This is a genomic window from Caulobacter sp. ErkDOM-C, assembly GCF_048541825.1.
GTDB lineage: Bacteria > Pseudomonadota > Alphaproteobacteria > Caulobacterales > Caulobacteraceae > Caulobacter.
Genome location: NZ_CP183332.1, coordinates 1,007,652 through 1,023,108 on the forward strand (window position 1 = coordinate 1,007,652; position 15,457 = coordinate 1,023,108).

Here is a 15,457-nt window from a genome sequence, read left to right on the forward strand (position 1 = left end):
AAAACGCGAAAGGAAACCGGTGTCATGGCCAGGATCACCGTGCTGGGCGAATGCATGGTCGAGATGTCGCCGGACGGATCGTCCGATGACGGGGCGCCGCGCTACCGGATGGGCTTTGCGGGCGATACCTTCAACACGGCCGTCTACATGTCCCGGCTGGGCGACGCGGTGGCCTATTGTACGGCGCTGGGGCAGGGCGACCCGTTCAGCGAGGGTGTGCTGGGCGCCATGCGCCGCGAGGGTCTCGACACCCGTCTTGTCCGCGAGGCCAGCAACCGCCTGCCGGGCCTTTACGCCATCGTGCTGGACGACAGCGGCGAGCGGAAGTTCCACTACTGGCGCGAGCGGGCCCCGATCCGCGACCTGTTTTCCGAGCACACCGCCGACCAGTTGATCGAGGCCGCCAAGGCCAGTGACCTGGTCTATCTGTCCGGCGTCACCCTGGCGGTGATCGGCGATATCGGCCGGGCGCGGCTCAAGGACATCCTGGCCTATGTGCATTCGCTGGGCGTTGCCGTGGCCCTGGACTTCAACTATCGGCCGGCTTTGTGGCCCAGCCCCGAGGCGGCTCGCAGCGCCCTCGACAGCGTCGTCCCATCCTGCCGCTATATCTCGCTGAGCAGCGAGGACTCTCGTCCGCTGTACGGCCGCGAGGCCGAGGAGCTTGCCGCCGAGTGGGCGACCGCAGGCGCCGAGGTGGTGGCCCGGGACGAGAGCCATGCCGTCAACGTCCATCGCCCGGACGGCCGCACCGCTACCGCCGCGCCAGGCCGAGTGAAGGCGGTGGACACCACGGGCGCGGGCGACAGCTTCAATGCCGCCTATCTGTCGGCGCGAATGGCGGGCCTGCCGATAGCGACAGCGATCGAGCGGGCTCACAGGCTGGCCGCCATTGTCGTATGCTGTCGCGGCGCCATCGTGCCTCGCGGGACCGCATTGCGCCTTGATGTCCCATAGCGACTCTTACCCGCGGGGGGCTAGGGAGGTGCGCTTGGGCGCCTTGAAGCCAAGGCTGAAATCGAGTGGAGTAAGCGTATGCTCGTCACGAGCCGGCAGCAGGCTGCCCTGAGTGCTAGGTTTCTAAGCCCCGTTGCGCCCATGCTCGAGGATCTTTTCCTGGCTCTGCGCGCCGAAACCGATCAGGCGCTCGGGCGGGACGCGCCGCCGCGGTACGGCAAGCCCTATCCCTACGGCTATTGTCTCGAAATCACCAAGGATGTGCAGGCCCGCCTACGGGTCCGGCTAAAGCAGCCTCGACACCCGGGCGAACGGGCGATCAAGGCCTATTTGAACTCCGGCGGCGCGGCCCGTCGTGTCTGGGGCGCGCTGCGGGGGCGTTTCTTCCAGAACGCCTTTCATATCGGCGGCCTCTATATCGACGTTTCCAACGACACCGTCGATGTCAGCAAGCCCAAGGTCGAGATCCTGCCGATGGACCGATCCGGCCTTGAGCCGATCCGCGATGCGGCGCATTTCGCTCGAATCGCTGAGGCGTACTGGGGGGTGACGTTTTACGCCAACCACGCCTTGCCCAGCCTGGCGCCGCTGTTTCCGATGATCGGCGTGGACGCCCGGGGCAAGGCCCGCCTCTATTCCGATTTCCGCTACATGGTTGACCTGTTCCGTTCCAGCCAGTTCGCCAAAGCCGAGCGATGGCTGGAAGACGGGCCAGCGCCCCCTATGGCCCTCGTGGAGGCCATCCGCAGGCCTTGTCCGCCCGCTCTGCTGAGGGCCAATCCGAGCGCGACCCTGACCGCAGCGCTGCAGGCCTGTCGGTCGGCCAGGGCGGACGGGCTAGCCTCGGATGAGGATTGGCTGGAGGCACGAGCCCATGATCTTCTGACCACCCGCGCGCCGTCTATCCCCGTGCTGGAACGGGGATAGGACAGTATCGGACGTAGGATTTTCAACGGCTTATTTTCCTACTTGTGCGTCACGATAGGAAAATTATCCTCACCAACAGAAACTAAGCCTAACATTGAGTCGTGGTCGCTGGATCGCGATCTCGATTGGAGGACGCCATGTTGGTTCAAGCTCTTGAGGATATCTGGGCGATCACGCCCGATCCCCGTCGTGACCGTCTCGCGGTCGCCTTCGTCACCCATCTGGTCGCCATGGCGACTGACGTTTCGCCGGGGGACATCTCGGCTCACAAACGCTCCACGCTCGCCGCCGCCCGGGCCCGGCAGATCGCCATCTACCTGACGCACGTCACGTTTCACTGGCCGCTCAACCGGGTCGCCTTCGCGTTCGGGCGCGACCGCACCACCTGCGCTCACGCCTGCCATCGGATCGAGGACATGCGCGAGGACGCTGGCTTCGACGCCAAGCTGGTTACGCTGGAGGCCTGTCTGCAACAGGCGCCCCGCCTCAGTCTGGAGGGCGCGCGATGAGCGCCGCTCCTGACCTGGCCGTCGAGCATCTGGCCCTTCGCGCCGCCCGTCTGCTGGCCCGTCCGGGCGCGGTGATCGAGGCGGCGCCGCTGGGCTATGCGGTGCGGTTTGGACCCAACCGCCGCCGGCGGCCGATGCTGGTCATCGACGAGACGGCCTTTGAGGCGCTGGTCCGTCTGGCCACGCTCAAGCCGAGGGCGCTGGGCGGCTGGTCCCTGGTCTTCACGCCGCCGGCCAAGCCCGCGCCGCCGCCCGGTCGTCCAGGCGTGATCGAGGGTGAGGTGATCCTGGAAGAACCGGGCGTCGGCCGCGCCGCCTTCAAGGCCAATCTGGGGGAGTCGCCCCTGGCCTGGCTGGCGCGTCGTCGAGACGGCAGGGGCCGCCCGTGGATCGCGCCGGTTGAGGCTGCGGCGGGCGAGCGTCTACGTGAGGACTTTCACCGGGCGGGAACGATCGGGCGGCTGACCATGAACTGGGACTCAGGACCGCGGGTCGATGGCGGGGGCGGGCGTCGTCTCGAGCCCGCCGAACGCGCTCGGGCCGCCAAGGACCGTATCGCCGCAGCGCTGGAAGCGGCTGGACCGGGCCTGCGCGAAATCCTGGAGCACGTGTGCCTGGCCGGTACGGCGCTGGAGGCCGCCGAGCGGTCGCTGGGCCTGCCGCGTCGGGCCGGCAAGACGGTGCTGAAACTGGCCCTGCAGCGGCTGGTCGTTCACTACCGCATGGCCTGAACGCGAAAAGGGCGGGACCTTTCGGTCCCGCCCTTCGTCGCAATCTTTTAGTGCTTCAGCATGTGCTTGATGTCGCGCATCTGGTCGTGACCGGACTTCACCGAGGTCCAGGCCTTCTCGATGACCGCGCGGGTATGGGCGTCGACATCGGTGTCCTGCATGGCCTTTTCGTACTTGGCCTTGATGAAGTCCTCGCCGGACTCGACCTCGTTGATCACCGCCTCGTCGCCCTTGGACAGGCTGTCGCGCAGATTGACGAACACGCGGTGGGCGGCGGCCAGGATGGTGCCGTCGTCCTTGGGCTCGCCGCCAAGCCGGCGAACCTCGTCCTGCAGTTCGGTGACGATGGTGCGACGTTCCTGGGCGCGCTGCTCGAACAGCATCTTGTAGCGCTGGGCGTCGGCGTCCTGGGCGGCCTCGTGATAGCCGTCGGCGCTGTCGATGGTGGTCTCGACCAGGTCGTTGACGAGCTTGATGTGGTCTTCATTGGTATGGGGCATGGAGCGCTCCTTCAGATTGGGGATCAGCTAACGCGGCAGGGGAGAGGGCGGTTGCGCTCAGCCGAGCTTCTTGCCCAAGAATCCCCAGGCCGTCGTGGCGGCCGCGATCACCGGGCCACGGGTGCGCGGGTTGATCAGCAGAATGGCGGCCACGCCGGCGCCCAGCAGGGCCAGGGCCAGCGGAACCGTCTTGCCCGCCAGGGTGATCTTGCCGTGCGGGTCGGGCGTCAGGGCGTAGTCGGGGACCGGGGCGACGGGGTCGAGGCCGGCGTCAGCGGTCTTGTGGCCAAGCAGGCTGGAGATCCTGCTGACGGCGCGCGAGCGCTTGGCGACGGGCGGCGTCGCGCCATCGAGGGAGTCGTAGGCGACCATGGGGAGGCTCCGGGCTGGGGTTGCCTCCGATAACGCGATGATCGACCGGGCGATCCCTCGCCTTGCTCAGTCTTCGCCGGTTTCCCGTTTGGCCCCGACGTGGGCGATACCCAGTTGCCTGGCCCGTGCGACCTGCCTGTGGCGCTCTGCGTAGCGGGCCCTGCTGGCCTCGTCGCGTTCGTCATGGCAGGCGGGGCAGGCGACGCCCTCGACATAGAGCGGCGAGGCCTGCTGTTCGGGACTGACCGGCCGGCGGCAGCCCCGGCACAGGCCATGGGTTCCGGGCGACAGGCCATGACCGACCGCCACGCGCTCGTCGAACACGAAGCATTCGCCGCGCCACAGGCTTTCAGGCTCAGGAACCTGCTCCAGATAGTCGAGGATGCCGCCCTTCAGGTGGAAGACCTCCTCGATCCCTTCAGATTTCAGGAAGGCCGTCGACTTTTCGCAGCGGATGCCGCCGGTGCAGTACATGGCCACCTTGAGCGGTGGCGCGTCTGGCCCGCGCTGGGCCTCAAGACCCTGCCGGTAGTCGCGGAACCAGTCGGGAAAGGCCGAAAAGCTGGTGGTCTGCGGATCGACCGCGCGCGCGAAGGCGCCGATCGCGACCTCGTAGTCATTGCGGGTGTCGATCACCAACACGTCGGGATCGGCGATCAGGCTGTTCCAGTCACGGGGCTCGACATAGGTCCCGGCATTGGCGGCGGGATCCAGGTCCGGAAGACCCAGGGTGACGATCTCCTTCTTCAGCCGCACCTTCATGCGGTGGAAGGGCATGTGGTCGGCCCAGGCGGTCTTGGGCGTCAGGTCGGCGCAGCCGGGCAGGGCGCGGATATGGGCCAGCACGGTCTCGATGGCTGCGTCGGTTCCGGCGATGGTGCCGTTGATCCCCTCCCGCGCCAGCAGCAGGGTGCCTTTGACGCCGACCTGGCAGCAGGCTCTGGCCAGAGGGCCTTGCAGGGCCGCCGGATCTTCGAACTGCGTGAAGCGGTACAGGGCGGCCACGCGGAAGGCTTGGGTCTCTGTCGTCATCGGATTGAGGGCATAGGTAATTGCGGCCGGGGTCTCAAGCCTCAGTGGAACGAACATTCGCCTGGGCGGTTAAGCTGGCATGAGCATCCTGATCGTCGTCATCATCGCCCTGGTCCTCCTCGGACTGGCCCTTTACATCGTGCAGCGGTCGCCCATTCCGTCGCCAGTCAACTGGATCATCCAGCTTCTCCTGGTGGTGGTCGCGATCCTGTTCATCGGCAATCGCGCGGGCTTCTTCTAGGCGTCAAACCCGTTCAGCGCGGCTAGCCCAGGACGGCCTGAGCGTCGCGATGGATGCGGGCGACCATCGCCTTGAGCCCGTTCGAACGCTGCGAGGACAGAGCTTCTGACAGGCCAAGCCTGTCCAGGGCCGCCTTGGCGTCAAAGGACGCGATACTGCCAGCCGGCTGGCCCGAATAGAGCCGCAGCAGGATCGCGATCAGTCCGCTGACGATATGGGCGTCGCTGTCGCCGCGAAACGCGATCGAACCGTCATCCTTGGGCTCGGTGACCAGCCACACTTGGCTGGCGCAGCCGCGCACCTTGTTGGCTTCGGAGCGCTCGGCGTCGCTGAGCGGCGCCAGGTCGCGGCCAAGCTCAATCACATAGCGATAGCGCTCTTCCCAGTCCCCCAGCAGTTCGAACTCATCGGCGAGTTCCGCAAGGGCGGCGTCCATGGGGCGTGTCATGGTCGCCACTTAGGGGCGCGGCCAGCCGCTGGCAAGCCTCAGGCTTCGACCAGAGTGACCTGAGCGGTCAGGCCCGCGCCCGGATGCGAGGTCAGGCGCAGCATCCCCCCCATCGCCCGGGCCAGAAGATCCACGATCGGCAGGCCAAGGCCGGCGCCTTCGCTGGTTCGGGTCAGGGTGGTTCCGCCCTGCTCGAAGGGCCGCAGCAGACGTGGCAGCTCTTCGGGCTCGACACCCGGCCCCTGGTCGGCGATGGCGATTTCGACCATCCCGCCCGGCAGGGCCTGGGCATAGATGCAGACCTCACTGCCCACCGGCGAATGGTTGACGGCGTTTTGCAGCAGGTTGCCCAGCAGGGTTCGCAGGCCCCGGCTGTCGGCCAGCACGAAAGGCAGGTTCCCCGCGCCGGGAACCGTCACCGTTACCTGACGCAGGGCGATCTCGGCCTTCAACTGGTCAACCACATCCTCGATGGCCTCATCCAGGCCCTCGGAGGCGAGGTCCAGATCAGTAACGTGACCTTCCAGGCGCGCGATCTCGACGATCTGATTGACCAGCTTCAGCAGCTTCAGGCCGCTGTCGTGCACGATCTTTGCGTATTCGAGGTACTGGGGCGAACCCAGGGGGCCGTAGAGTTCGCGCGACAGGATCTCGGAAAAGCCGATCACGGCGTTGAGCGGTGTGCGAAGCTCGTGGCTCACCATGCGCAGGAACGAGCGCTTGCGTTCGTCCAGCGCGGCCCGACGACGCGCATGAGCCGCTGTCCGTCGCGCGGTCGTTGCGTCGTACAGGGGCGATGCGTCGAGAGACGCCGGTTCTGGCATGCGATAGGCTCCCGGACGTTCTGTCCGCATTGGCGCAGTCTGGGAGAATGCCCCAAGGCGCTTACCATTCCGTTTCCGTCCACAGGCCCTCCACTGCGAATGATCGCTCGAGGATTGAGTGGTCTGGAGGGAAGGTCCAAGGCGCGTTAAGGTTTGGCGTCGGCGCTGATTGGCGCCGCAATGAAAGATGTCGCCCGGTTTGGAATTTGAACTGCTACCGGACCCGTTCAAGCGGCCTGCGCGCACCTCGCGCGGCCTAGGCCCTGCGCGCGTATGGCGTTTGGGCTGGCTGGCGGCGATCGGCGCGGCGGCTTTCACCACCGCCTTTCTGCCCGGCGAGTTCAGTTGGCCGGTCTGGGCGGCGTTCCTGGCGGGCGCTGCGCCGGCCCTTCTGTCGCTGCCCTTGCCGGGCGAAAGCACGAAGGAAGACGATCGCGTTCAGTCGATCCTGCTGGTTTTGTGGGCGGTGGGCGGATCTGCCGCAGCCGTGCTGACCGGCGGTGTGTCGGGCGCGATGGCCGCTTGGTGCCTGGCCCCGGTGGCCGCCGCCTCGACCCTGACCTCCTCGCGCCGCCTGGCCGAGGGCGCGGCCCTGTCGCTGATCGGCGGCAGCGTTGCGGCCTTGACCCAGCTTTCGGGTCTGGCCCCTGCAGCGCCGACCGGCGCCCTGTCCTTCATCCTTGGCTTCCTCGCCCTGACCACCACCGGGCTTGGCTTGGCCTCGGGCCTGCTGCTCGGCCACCGTCGGTTCGGCGCGCGCGATGTTCGCCACAGCGCGGAGATGGCGGCGCTGGAGGTGATGCTGGACGGCCTGCCGCAACTGGCCATCGCCGTAACCACCAAGGGCCAGGTCACCGCAGTACGCGGCTCGCCGCCGCCGGGCGTGACCATCGCCGACATCGTCAATCGCGGCCTGGCCGGCGCCGCTGCGCCCAATGACCGCCAGCGCGTGGGCGGGGCCATCGCCCAGGCCTTCCGCGAGGGCCAGGTCAGCCTGACCTTCAGCCCCGCCCTGGGCGTGGAACGGATCGTGGCCCTGGACCTGCAGCGCGCCTCGCCGCTGATGCTGGTGGGCCTGCTGCGCGACGTGACGGTGGAGCGCAACCGCGAGTCCAGCCTGGATCGCGCCCGTTCGGACGCCGAGGCCCTGGCCGCCGGCCGCGCCCGCTTCCTGGCAAACATGAGCCACGAACTGCGCACGCCGCTGAACGCCATCATGGGCTTCTCGGACATCATGCGCTCGCGGATGTTTGGCCCCCTGACCGACCGTTATGGCGAGTATGCCGAACTGATCCACGAGAGCGGCGGTCACCTGCTGGACCTGATCAACGACGTGCTGGACATGTCCAAGATCGAGGCCGAGCGCTTCGAGCTGTCGCGCGGGGTGTTCGACGCCCGCGAGGCGATGACGGCGGCGATGCGGCTGATGCGCGTCCAGGCCGATGGTGTCGGCGTCCAGCTGCGCGGCGTGCTGCCCCCCAATGACCTGGAAGTCGACGCCGACCGCCGGGCGCTCAAGCAGATCGTCCTGAACCTGATCTCCAACGCCCTGAAATTTACCCCGCGCGGCGGCCAGGTGACCGTCACGGCCGATGGCTATGACGGGGTGCTCGAGATCGTGGTCGCCGACACCGGCGTCGGCATCAGCCCGGAAGATCTGGAACGCCTGGGCCGCCCCTACGAGCAGGCCGGCGGCGCCGATCAGCGCGCCATGGGCACGGGGCTGGGCCTGTCTCTGGTGCGCGCCTTCGCCAAGCTGCATGGCGGCGAGATGCATATCGAAAGCCGGATGGGCGCGGGCACCAGCGTCTCGGTGCGCCTGCCGGTGCTGCTGGCTCCCTTGAAGGCCCCGACCCCGCCGTCCGAGCCGCCGACCAAGCCGGAAGCCGCCGCGCCAGCGCCGGAGTCCGAGCCGCCGGCCAGTCTGGGCGACAATGTCATCGCGTTCGCGCCGCGTTAGTTACCGCAAGAACGCCCGGCCAGCCGCGAAGTCTCCGACCTCGACATAGGCCTTTCGCACCACGTCGCCGCCGTTGCGGCCGGCGAAGGTGAACTCGATGGTTACGGCCTCGCGCGGGTCGAGCAGCGACAGGGCGTCAGCCGTCGCGACCGGGAAGCGGAAGCCCATCCCGGTCTTGGCGCCGGTCGGCAGCAGGGTCAGCGCCGCTTGTTCGCGGGTCTCGGCGTTGAACACCTGGCTGGCCGAGCGCGGCGCGACCTTGGCTGAGAGGCTGCGACCGCCGCGGGTGTCGATATAGGGACCCTGGGTGCGGGCCGGGTCGCGCATGACCACGCGGGCGGCATAGGGCTGGGCGCCGTCGGCGAAGGTCGCCACGGCGGTCACCGCCTTGGCGCGGCCGGCCAGACCGAAGATCAGGCGGTCGGGGCCAAAGTTGCTGGGCTGCGACAGGCGCCAGACCGGGAAGGTCGCCGAGACGGGGCGGTCGGCCTGCCAGGTCGCAACATCGCCCGGATAGGTCATCTTCTGCAGGGTGGCATAGGCCTCGAAGGCCCCGCGAACCCGATCCGCGGCGGTGGTCAGATCCTTGGACTTGCAGCCGGCCGAGGCGGCCTTGGACCGCGCGCGGCCTTCCACCGCCTCGACCTGGGCCTGGGTGGCGCCCGAGCGCAGGGTTGCGCCGCGCGCCTGGGCTCGCGCCGCATCGAGCGCCGAGCCGATGGCGGGCGCGAACAGCCGGCAACGGCCGTCGGCGGCCGTCATCAGGGTGCGCTCATAGAGCTGGTCGGCGGCGTTGGCGGCCAGCAGGGCGCCGGGCGATGTCAGACACACCGCGCCGGCCAGGAACCCCATCCACCGCGCCGTGCGACCTTTAAGACGGTTCATCAGCGTCGTTTTCTCGTATGCTTCGAGACTTGGAGGGCCACCCTAGCGGCCTTGTGGTTGCGGTTCGGTTAGCATGCTGTTGTCGACGGATATCTGGGTGAGCGCGCTGATCCGCCGCGCCGAGCTGGGCGGGGCCTTCGCCACCGTGGCCCGCAAGGGCGACGCCAAGGCCGGCGCGGTGCTGGTCAAGGCCGTCGATCGCCGCGAAAACAAGGCCCGGCTGTTCGCCGAGGCGACCCGAGGCGACGGCGAGCGCTTCTGGATGCAGCCGACCAAGTCGGATTTCGAACCGGATCTGGACGCCTATGCGGAGCGCGCGGCGCGCATCGATCCCGACATCTGGGTGATCGAGATCGAGGATCGTGACGGGCGTCATTTCCTGACCGAGGCCGTGGAAGAGTAGCTGCAGCGCTCTACGGGCGGCGGGCCGTCCTGTGGATGGCTCGACTTCCAAGTCTCGTTAACCGCACTCCTACACCGGACTTAAAGCTCGGTGCGGCAATCTCGGCGTGTCCAGTCGCCCTCAGAGGTTTGCCCCGCCCCGCCATGCTTTTCCTGATGAACGATGTCGTTTTCAGCTTCGATGTGGCCGATCTGGCCCCGCCGATGGCGCATGACCGCTTCGAGAAGCTGTCGTTGAACTACGTCAGCGAACTGGGGCGGGAGCTGTATGCGGAAGAGCCGCTGCTGCACATCAAGGATCCCGAGCGGACCCAGCGTCTGGCCTCGCTGATCATTTCCAAGGCTCCGGAGATCAATGCGGCCCTGTTCGTCGCGCCGGGTCGCGGCTGCCTGACTGACCAGGTGCAGGTCCGTTATGCGCAGATCGGCATCGAGGTCATGAGCGCGCTGATGACACGCCAGAAGGCGGGTTCTCTGACCAATATCGAGGCCGATCGCCAGGTCTGGCGTCGCCTCGCAGCCTGATTTTCCGCCAGGCCTTTAAAGCACCAGGGCGATCAGCCACTCTAAGGCGACCGCTGCTGCGACCCGTCCGCCGATGGTGATTGTCTTGCACAGCGCGCTGGCTTCGGCGCGTGGGCCGCGTGAACCGTGAGGCTCTTCCCAGAGGGCTATCTTCGTTTCCTCGCTTGGCCGGACGCTCTCAATGGGCGCCGCGTTCCTGACGCCTTGAGCAGGGCTTCAATCCCCCGGCAGGGAAAGGGGGCCATTTGTCGCCGCGTTGGGCGGCGTCTGGTCGCAACAGCGCGGGTGAAAAGGTCGGTCGCCGACGCGCGCCAGGTGATCGTCATTTAAGCACCACCGGCCTGTCGCGTGGCGTTCATGCCCGCTTTATATGCCCGGCCCCAGTAGCAAACGGGGCTCGTCGACTCATGACGCTTATGAATTCCGCCGCCTGGACCGGTCTGGCCCTGGCCATCGCCACGCCCGTCTGGGCCCAGGCGCCCGCTGTCGCCGCCCAGGGCGCAGCGGTCACCGAGATCGAGGCTGTGGTGGTTACGGGCACCCGGCGGACCAACCGCACCGCCTTCGAGTCGGCTGCCCCGGTCGATGTGGTGTCGCGCGAGGCGCTGGAAAGCGTCGCTTCCGACGAAATCATGAACAAGCTGCAGGCCACGACGCCGTCGTTCAATGTCCAGCGCCTGCCCGCCGCCGATGGCCAGGCCTTCGTGCGGCCCGCCACCCTGCGCGGCCTGTCCCCCGACCAGACCCTGGTGATGGTCAACGGCAAGCGCCGGCACCGCTCGGCTGCCCTGGGCGGTCGCGGCCAGCAGGGCGTCGACATGGCCCAGTTCGCCGCCAGTGGCATGGAGCGGATCGAGGTCCTGCGCGACGGCGCCTCGGCGCAATACGGCTCCGACGCCATCGCCGGCGTGATCAACATCATTCTCAGCGACCGCCTGGGCTTCAGCGGCTTCGCCCAGACCAGCCAGTACTATGAAGGCGACGGGGCCAAGCTCGAGGTCGGCGGCCGCTATGGCGTCAAGCTCGGTCAGGAGGGCTATCTGGTCGCCGGTCTGGACTATACCGACGCCGAGGCCACCTCGCGCACGCGCCAGCGTCCCGACGCCATCGCCTTCCAGGCCGCCAACCCGACCCTCAAGGTGCCCAACCCCGTCCAGCGCTGGGGCCAGCCCGACCGCACCGCCTGGCGCGGTACGCTGAACGCGGCCCTGCCGCTCTCCGAAGCGATCGAGGCCTATGGCTTCGCGACCTATACCGACAGCTCGGGCGTCACCGATTTCAACTGGCGCAATCCGGCGACCGACAGCTCGTATCGCGCCAGCACGGCGTTTCCGGGCTGGACCCTCAAAACCCTGTACCCGACCGGCTTCTCGCCAAGGTTTGGCCAGGACGAGACCGATTATCAGGCCAATGGCGGGGTGCGCGGTGATCTGGGAGCCTATCACTGGGATCTCGGCGCCGGCTTTGGCCGCGACGAGATCAACTACCGGCTGGAAAACAGCATCAACGCCTCGTTCGGCCCCAGCTCGCCGACCAGCTTCGACGCAGGCGCGCTGATCCAGGAAGAAAAAACCCTCAATTTCGACGTCACCCGCCCGCTGGCCTGGTCGTTCCTGGCCCAGCCGGCCAACCTGGCCATGGGTCTGGAAGCGCGCACCGAGACCTATGAGATCGAGGCGGGTGAGCGCTATTCGTGGGATGTCGGCCCCGGCGCGGCCAGCGGTCTGCCCAGCGGCTCCAACGGCTTCCCGGGCTACAGCCCCAGCCAGGCCGGATCGTGGGATCAGACCAGCTATGCCGGCTATGTCGATCTGGACCTGCCGATCACCGACAAGCTCACCGCGGCCATCGCCGTCCGCCACGAGGACTTCTCGGAGTTCGGCTCGACCACCGACGGCAAGATCACCGCGCGCTACGAGATCACGCCGGACTTCGCCCTGCGCGGCGCGGTCTCGACCGGCTTCCGCGCGCCGACGCCGGGACAGATCAACAGTACCCGCACCTCGCAGGGGCTGAACACCACGACCCTGCAGCTGTTCACCTCGGGTCGTCTGGCCACCACCAATCCTGTGGCGGTGTTCTTCGGCGCCAAGCCGCTGCAGCCAGAAGAGTCGACCAACCTGGCCCTCGGCGCGGTCTATCGCCGGGCGGGCTTTACCGCTTCGCTCGACTACTACCGAATCGACGTCGACAACCGCTTCGCCTCGTCGCAGGGCTTTACGGTCACGCCGGCCATCAAGGCGCAACTGCTGACCCTGGGCGTCCCCGGCGCCGACAGCCTGACGACGGTGTCCTATTTCACCAACGCCTTCGACACCCGCACCCAGGGTCTGGACGCCGTGGCCGCCTGGAAGGGCGACTGGCTGGGCGGCAAGGTCGGCGTGACCGGCGCCGTGAACTGGAACGACACTCAGGTGCGCCGCGCCAACGCCGCCCAGATCAGCACCCTCGCGCGGATCAATATCGAAGACAGCCTACCCGAATATGCCGGTAACCTGACCTTCGACTATGCCAAGGGCCGCTACAGCGTCATGGCACGGGTGCGCTACACCGGCGAATGGACCGACGCCCAGCTGAACGGCACGGCCAACCTGATCCAGGTGTTCGGCGGCAAGACCTTTGTCGACCTGTCGGCCAGCGCCCAGATCACCGATGCCCTGAAGCTGACGGTGGGGGCCGAGAACCTGTTCGACACCTATCCCGACGAGGCGACGTTCCAAGCCTCGCGCGGCCTGATCTATTCGCGTAACGCCGTCTATGACACAGACGGCGGGCTGTATTACGCGCGCTTGGCGGTGGCGTTCTAAGTCCGCCTAAAGGGCGGGCCGTCAGGCTCGCCCTAACGCCGGAAGGTGACAAATCGAGCCTGGACGGCTAACCCCGCGCCATGAGCACTTCCCCAGCCGCCCAGGCCGCCCGTCGGCGCACCTTCGCCATCATCAGTCACCCTGACGCCGGCAAGACGACCCTGACCGAAAACCTGCTACTGGCCGGCGGCGCGATCCGCGCGGCCGGCGCGGTCCGGGCGCGCGGCCAGACCCGTCGCACCCAGTCGGACTGGATGAAGATCGAACGCGAGCGCGGGATCTCGGTGTCGGCCTCGGTGATGACGTTCGACCACGACGGTCTGATGTTCAACCTGCTCGACACCCCCGGCCACGAAGACTTCTCGGAAGACACCTACCGCACCCTGACGGCCGCCGACGCGGCGATCATGGTGCTGGACGCCGCCAAGGGCATCGAGCCCCAGACCCTGAAGCTGTTTGAGGTGTGCCGCCTGCGCGACATCCCGATCATCACCTTCATCAACAAGATGGACCGCGAGGCCCAGGACCCGTTCGAGCTGCTGGACGAGGTGTCGTCCAAGCTGGCCCTCGACCCCGCGCCGCTCTATTGGCCGGCCGGCTCGGGCGGGCGTTTCAAGGGCATGCTGGACCTGCGCAAGCAGACCTTCATCCCCTATGCCAAGAAAAGCTCGACCGACGACGATGGCCATCCCGCGCCGGTCGCCCTGAAGTCCAACGCCATCAGCCGCTTCCTCGACCCCGAGGAACAGGCCGAGGTCGAGGAGGGCGCGATGCTGGTCTCCGAGGCCGCCAAGCCGTTCGACGTGAAGAGCTTCCTCGAGGGGCACATGACTCCGGTGTTCTTCGGCTCGGCCCTGCGCCACTTCGGCGTGGGCGAACTGCTGGCCGGCATCGGTGCCTATGCCCCGCCGCCGCACCCGGCCCGGGCCATGCGGGCCGGCGCCGAGACCCATGTCGCGCCCGGCGACGGCGAGGTCTCGGGTTTCGTGTTCAAGGTCCAGGCCAATATGGACCCCAATCACCGCGACCGGATCGCCTTCCTGCGCCTGACCAGCGGCCGCTTCACGCGCGGCATGAAGCTGAAGGCCCAGAACACCGGCAAGTCGATGAGCGTCAACGCCCCGGTGATGTTCTTCGCCAGCGACCGCGAACTGGCCGAGGACGCCTATGCCGGCGACGTGATCGGCATCCCTAACCACGGCGTGCTGCGGGTGGGCGACAGTCTCTCGGAAACCGGCCTGCTGCGCTTCGCCGGCCTGCCCAACTTCGCCCCGGAAATCCTGCGCCGCGTGCGGGTCAAGGATCCGCTGAAGGCCAAGCATCTGAAGAAGGCGCTGGAAGGCCTGGCCGAGGAAGGCGTCACCCAGCTGTTCCGCCCCATGCTGGGCAGCTCCGACTTCATCGTCGGCGCCGTGGGCCAGCTGCAGTTCGAGGTCATGGCCGACCGCCTGGGCGGCGAATACGCCCTGGACGTAATCTTCGAGCCCAGCCCCTATGCCGAGGCCCGCTGGATCAGCGGCGCGAGGGCCGACATCGAGGACTTCCAGGACAAGCACAAGACCGCCATGGCCACCGATATCGACGACCAGCCGGTGTTCCTGGGCAAGTCGTCCTGGGAGATCGGCTATGTCACGGAACGCTTCCCCAAGGTGCAGTTCGATCGGACGCGTGAGCGGGGTTGAGGCACCCCTGACCATCGGCTTGGTCGCGCACAATGATCGCACGGCCGACCTGATCGCTTTGGGCCTCGCTTAGCCCGGAAACTTCAGCAGGTTCGGCTTGGGGATCGCGGCCTTGAAGCTGCCCCGCGTCTTGGCGGTGTCGAGACCAAAATCGGCCCAGGCGGCCAGGAACCCGGCGGCCGGCGCATTGGGGGGTAGGGGCGTGAGGTTCAGAACGGGGCGGGCGGCGACGGCCGCTCGGGCGGAGGCCCACGCCTCGGGCTCGGCCGTGGCATAGGCGCCATCGGCGCTGACCAGTTCGGTCGCGAGGGCCGGGTCCTGGAAATACAGGGTCACGGCGGCGTTGGCGGGCTGGTCCGTGAGGCTGGCCAGGGCCTCGGTCAGGGCGGTCAGGGACATGCGGGCCCCGCTGGTCCGCCGCTCGCCGCCGGCCGCGCCCTTGATCGCTTCGGGGCCGGCCTGGCCCTCCATCCGCCGCACGAAGGACCAGCCGCCATAGCCGGGGTCTGAGCGGCACAGGCTGGCGGTCCACAGAATGACGGTCATGGCGGGCTCCCTCGCGCTGGAGCCGGATTTCTAGCCTGTTTCGCGGGGAAGGGGAGGGGCGGCTCAGTGCGCGACAGGCTCGAGCCCGAACCCGTCCCCGCTGGTTTCG

Annotated in this window: 17 protein-coding genes; 10 read left to right on the top strand and 7 right to left on the bottom strand. The window is 67.7% G+C overall.

All coding sequences use genetic code 11. From position 1 onward, the window contains the following. Positions 1-24: 24 nt before the first annotated feature. The 4 genes from ACN2C8_RS04810 to ACN2C8_RS04825 all read left to right on the top strand — a co-directional run bounded on the left by ACN2C8_RS04810 (position 25) and on the right by ACN2C8_RS04825 (position 3,124). The gene (locus tag ACN2C8_RS04810) at positions 25-957 is read left to right on the top strand and encodes a sugar kinase (protein WP_419254692.1); all 933 of its coding nucleotides are present in this window, start codon (positions 25-27) and stop codon (positions 955-957) included. Between the two features lie 141 nt (positions 958-1,098). Beyond that, on the top strand, positions 1,099-1,884 hold the full coding sequence (locus tag ACN2C8_RS04815) for a hypothetical protein (RefSeq protein ID WP_419254693.1): 786 nt from the start codon (positions 1,099-1,101) through the stop codon (positions 1,882-1,884). 137 nt (positions 1,885-2,021) lie between these two features. Then, positions 2,022-2,393, top strand: coding sequence for a helix-turn-helix domain-containing protein (locus ACN2C8_RS04820; RefSeq protein ID WP_419254694.1), 372 nt, complete (start codon positions 2,022-2,024; stop codon positions 2,391-2,393). Continuing rightward, a complete protein-coding gene (locus tag ACN2C8_RS04825; RefSeq protein WP_419254695.1) occupies positions 2,390-3,124 on the top strand; it encodes a DUF6456 domain-containing protein in 735 nt (244 codons plus the stop codon). The genes ACN2C8_RS04820 and ACN2C8_RS04825 overlap by 4 nt, the downstream gene beginning before the upstream one ends. A gap of 47 nt (positions 3,125-3,171) precedes the next feature. On the opposite strand, the gene ACN2C8_RS04830 is transcribed toward ACN2C8_RS04825, so the two are convergent. The 3 genes from ACN2C8_RS04830 to ACN2C8_RS04840 all read right to left on the bottom strand — a co-directional run bounded on the left by ACN2C8_RS04830 (position 3,172) and on the right by ACN2C8_RS04840 (position 5,028). Further along, positions 3,172-3,624 (bottom strand): PA2169 family four-helix-bundle protein, encoded by a 453-nt coding sequence (locus ACN2C8_RS04830; RefSeq protein WP_419254696.1) that lies wholly within the window; start codon positions 3,622-3,624, stop codon positions 3,172-3,174. A 57-nt stretch (positions 3,625-3,681) separates the two neighbouring features. Beyond that, positions 3,682-3,996, bottom strand: a complete 315-nt coding sequence (locus tag ACN2C8_RS04835) for a hypothetical protein (RefSeq protein WP_419254697.1) — start codon at positions 3,994-3,996, stop codon at positions 3,682-3,684. Between the two features lie 66 nt (positions 3,997-4,062). Continuing rightward, the gene (locus ACN2C8_RS04840) at positions 4,063-5,028 is read right to left on the bottom strand and encodes a rhodanese-related sulfurtransferase (RefSeq protein WP_419255818.1); all 966 of its coding nucleotides are present in this window, start codon (positions 5,026-5,028) and stop codon (positions 4,063-4,065) included. 79 nt (positions 5,029-5,107) lie between these two features. On the opposite strand from ACN2C8_RS04840, the gene ACN2C8_RS04845 reads away from it, so the two are divergent. After that, positions 5,108-5,269, top strand: a complete 162-nt coding sequence (locus ACN2C8_RS04845) for a hypothetical protein (protein WP_419254698.1) — start codon at positions 5,108-5,110, stop codon at positions 5,267-5,269. Between the two features lie 22 nt (positions 5,270-5,291). On the opposite strand, the gene ACN2C8_RS04850 is transcribed toward ACN2C8_RS04845, so the two are convergent. Both ACN2C8_RS04850 and ACN2C8_RS04855 read right to left on the bottom strand, forming a co-directional pair. Then, positions 5,292-5,717, bottom strand: coding sequence for a SufE family protein (locus tag ACN2C8_RS04850; protein ID WP_419254699.1), 426 nt, complete (start codon positions 5,715-5,717; stop codon positions 5,292-5,294). Between the two features lie 38 nt (positions 5,718-5,755). Next, entirely contained in the window at positions 5,756-6,541 is a 786-nt protein-coding gene (locus ACN2C8_RS04855; protein ID WP_419254700.1) for a sensor histidine kinase, read from the bottom strand. A 199-nt stretch (positions 6,542-6,740) separates the two neighbouring features. On the opposite strand from ACN2C8_RS04855, the gene ACN2C8_RS04860 reads away from it, so the two are divergent. Then, entirely contained in the window at positions 6,741-8,501 is a 1,761-nt protein-coding gene (locus tag ACN2C8_RS04860; protein ID WP_419255819.1) for a sensor histidine kinase, read from the top strand. On the opposite strand, the gene ACN2C8_RS04865 is transcribed toward ACN2C8_RS04860, so the two are convergent. Then, positions 8,502-9,386 (bottom strand): hypothetical protein, encoded by an 885-nt coding sequence (locus ACN2C8_RS04865; protein WP_419254701.1) that lies wholly within the window; start codon positions 9,384-9,386, stop codon positions 8,502-8,504. Between the two features lie 73 nt (positions 9,387-9,459). Between ACN2C8_RS04865 and ACN2C8_RS04870 the strand changes: the two genes are divergently transcribed. The 4 genes from ACN2C8_RS04870 to ACN2C8_RS04885 all read left to right on the top strand — a co-directional run bounded on the left by ACN2C8_RS04870 (position 9,460) and on the right by ACN2C8_RS04885 (position 14,802). Then, positions 9,460-9,789 carry a DUF1491 family protein gene (locus ACN2C8_RS04870; RefSeq protein ID WP_419254702.1) on the top strand — a complete coding sequence of 110 codons (330 nt, stop codon included), beginning with the start codon at positions 9,460-9,462 and terminating at the stop codon, positions 9,787-9,789. A gap of 143 nt (positions 9,790-9,932) precedes the next feature. Further along, complete coding sequence (locus ACN2C8_RS04875) at positions 9,933-10,313, top strand: hypothetical protein (RefSeq protein WP_419254703.1); 381 nt, start codon at positions 9,933-9,935, stop codon at positions 10,311-10,313. 407 nt (positions 10,314-10,720) lie between these two features. Continuing rightward, positions 10,721-13,120: a TonB-dependent receptor plug domain-containing protein gene (locus ACN2C8_RS04880; protein WP_419254704.1), complete on the top strand. Its 2,400-nt coding sequence runs from the start codon at positions 10,721-10,723 to the stop codon at positions 13,118-13,120. 80 nt (positions 13,121-13,200) lie between these two features. Next, positions 13,201-14,802, top strand: coding sequence for a peptide chain release factor 3 (locus ACN2C8_RS04885; RefSeq protein WP_419254705.1), 1,602 nt, complete (start codon positions 13,201-13,203; stop codon positions 14,800-14,802). Positions 14,803-14,871: 69 nt separating this feature from the next. On the opposite strand, the gene ACN2C8_RS04890 is transcribed toward ACN2C8_RS04885, so the two are convergent. Next, the gene (locus ACN2C8_RS04890) at positions 14,872-15,348 is read right to left on the bottom strand and encodes a ribonuclease H (protein WP_419254706.1); all 477 of its coding nucleotides are present in this window, start codon (positions 15,346-15,348) and stop codon (positions 14,872-14,874) included. Between the last annotated feature and the right edge of the window lie 109 nt (positions 15,349-15,457).

Excerpts from the sequence above, each read along its gene's own strand:
- ACN2C8_RS04835 (WP_419254697.1), bottom strand. The coding sequence starts at position 3,996 with ATGGTCGCCTACGACTCCCTCGATGGCGCGACGCCGCCCGTCGCCAAG.
- ACN2C8_RS04880 (WP_419254704.1), top strand. The coding sequence starts at position 10,721 with ATGACGCTTATGAATTCCGCCGCCTGGACCGGTCTGGCCCTGGCCATC.
- ACN2C8_RS04830 (WP_419254696.1), bottom strand. The coding sequence starts at position 3,624 with ATGCCCCATACCAATGAAGACCACATCAAGCTCGTCAACGACCTGGTC.
- ACN2C8_RS04865 (WP_419254701.1), bottom strand. The coding sequence starts at position 9,386 with ATGAACCGTCTTAAAGGTCGCACGGCGCGGTGGATGGGGTTCCTGGCC.
- ACN2C8_RS04885 (WP_419254705.1), top strand. The coding sequence starts at position 13,201 with ATGAGCACTTCCCCAGCCGCCCAGGCCGCCCGTCGGCGCACCTTCGCC.
- ACN2C8_RS04875 (WP_419254703.1), top strand. The coding sequence starts at position 9,933 with ATGCTTTTCCTGATGAACGATGTCGTTTTCAGCTTCGATGTGGCCGAT.
- ACN2C8_RS04890 (WP_419254706.1), bottom strand. The coding sequence starts at position 15,348 with ATGACCGTCATTCTGTGGACCGCCAGCCTGTGCCGCTCAGACCCCGGC.
- ACN2C8_RS04855 (WP_419254700.1), bottom strand. The coding sequence starts at position 6,541 with ATGCCAGAACCGGCGTCTCTCGACGCATCGCCCCTGTACGACGCAACG.
- ACN2C8_RS04810 (WP_419254692.1), top strand. The coding sequence starts at position 25 with ATGGCCAGGATCACCGTGCTGGGCGAATGCATGGTCGAGATGTCGCCG.
- ACN2C8_RS04850 (WP_419254699.1), bottom strand. The coding sequence starts at position 5,717 with ATGACACGCCCCATGGACGCCGCCCTTGCGGAACTCGCCGATGAGTTC.
- ACN2C8_RS04845 (WP_419254698.1), top strand. The coding sequence starts at position 5,108 with ATGAGCATCCTGATCGTCGTCATCATCGCCCTGGTCCTCCTCGGACTG.
- ACN2C8_RS04825 (WP_419254695.1), top strand. The coding sequence starts at position 2,390 with ATGAGCGCCGCTCCTGACCTGGCCGTCGAGCATCTGGCCCTTCGCGCC.
- ACN2C8_RS04820 (WP_419254694.1), top strand. The coding sequence starts at position 2,022 with ATGTTGGTTCAAGCTCTTGAGGATATCTGGGCGATCACGCCCGATCCC.
- ACN2C8_RS04840 (WP_419255818.1), bottom strand. The coding sequence starts at position 5,028 with ATGACGACAGAGACCCAAGCCTTCCGCGTGGCCGCCCTGTACCGCTTC.
- ACN2C8_RS04815 (WP_419254693.1), top strand. The coding sequence starts at position 1,099 with ATGCTCGAGGATCTTTTCCTGGCTCTGCGCGCCGAAACCGATCAGGCG.
- ACN2C8_RS04870 (WP_419254702.1), top strand. The coding sequence starts at position 9,460 with ATGCTGTTGTCGACGGATATCTGGGTGAGCGCGCTGATCCGCCGCGCC.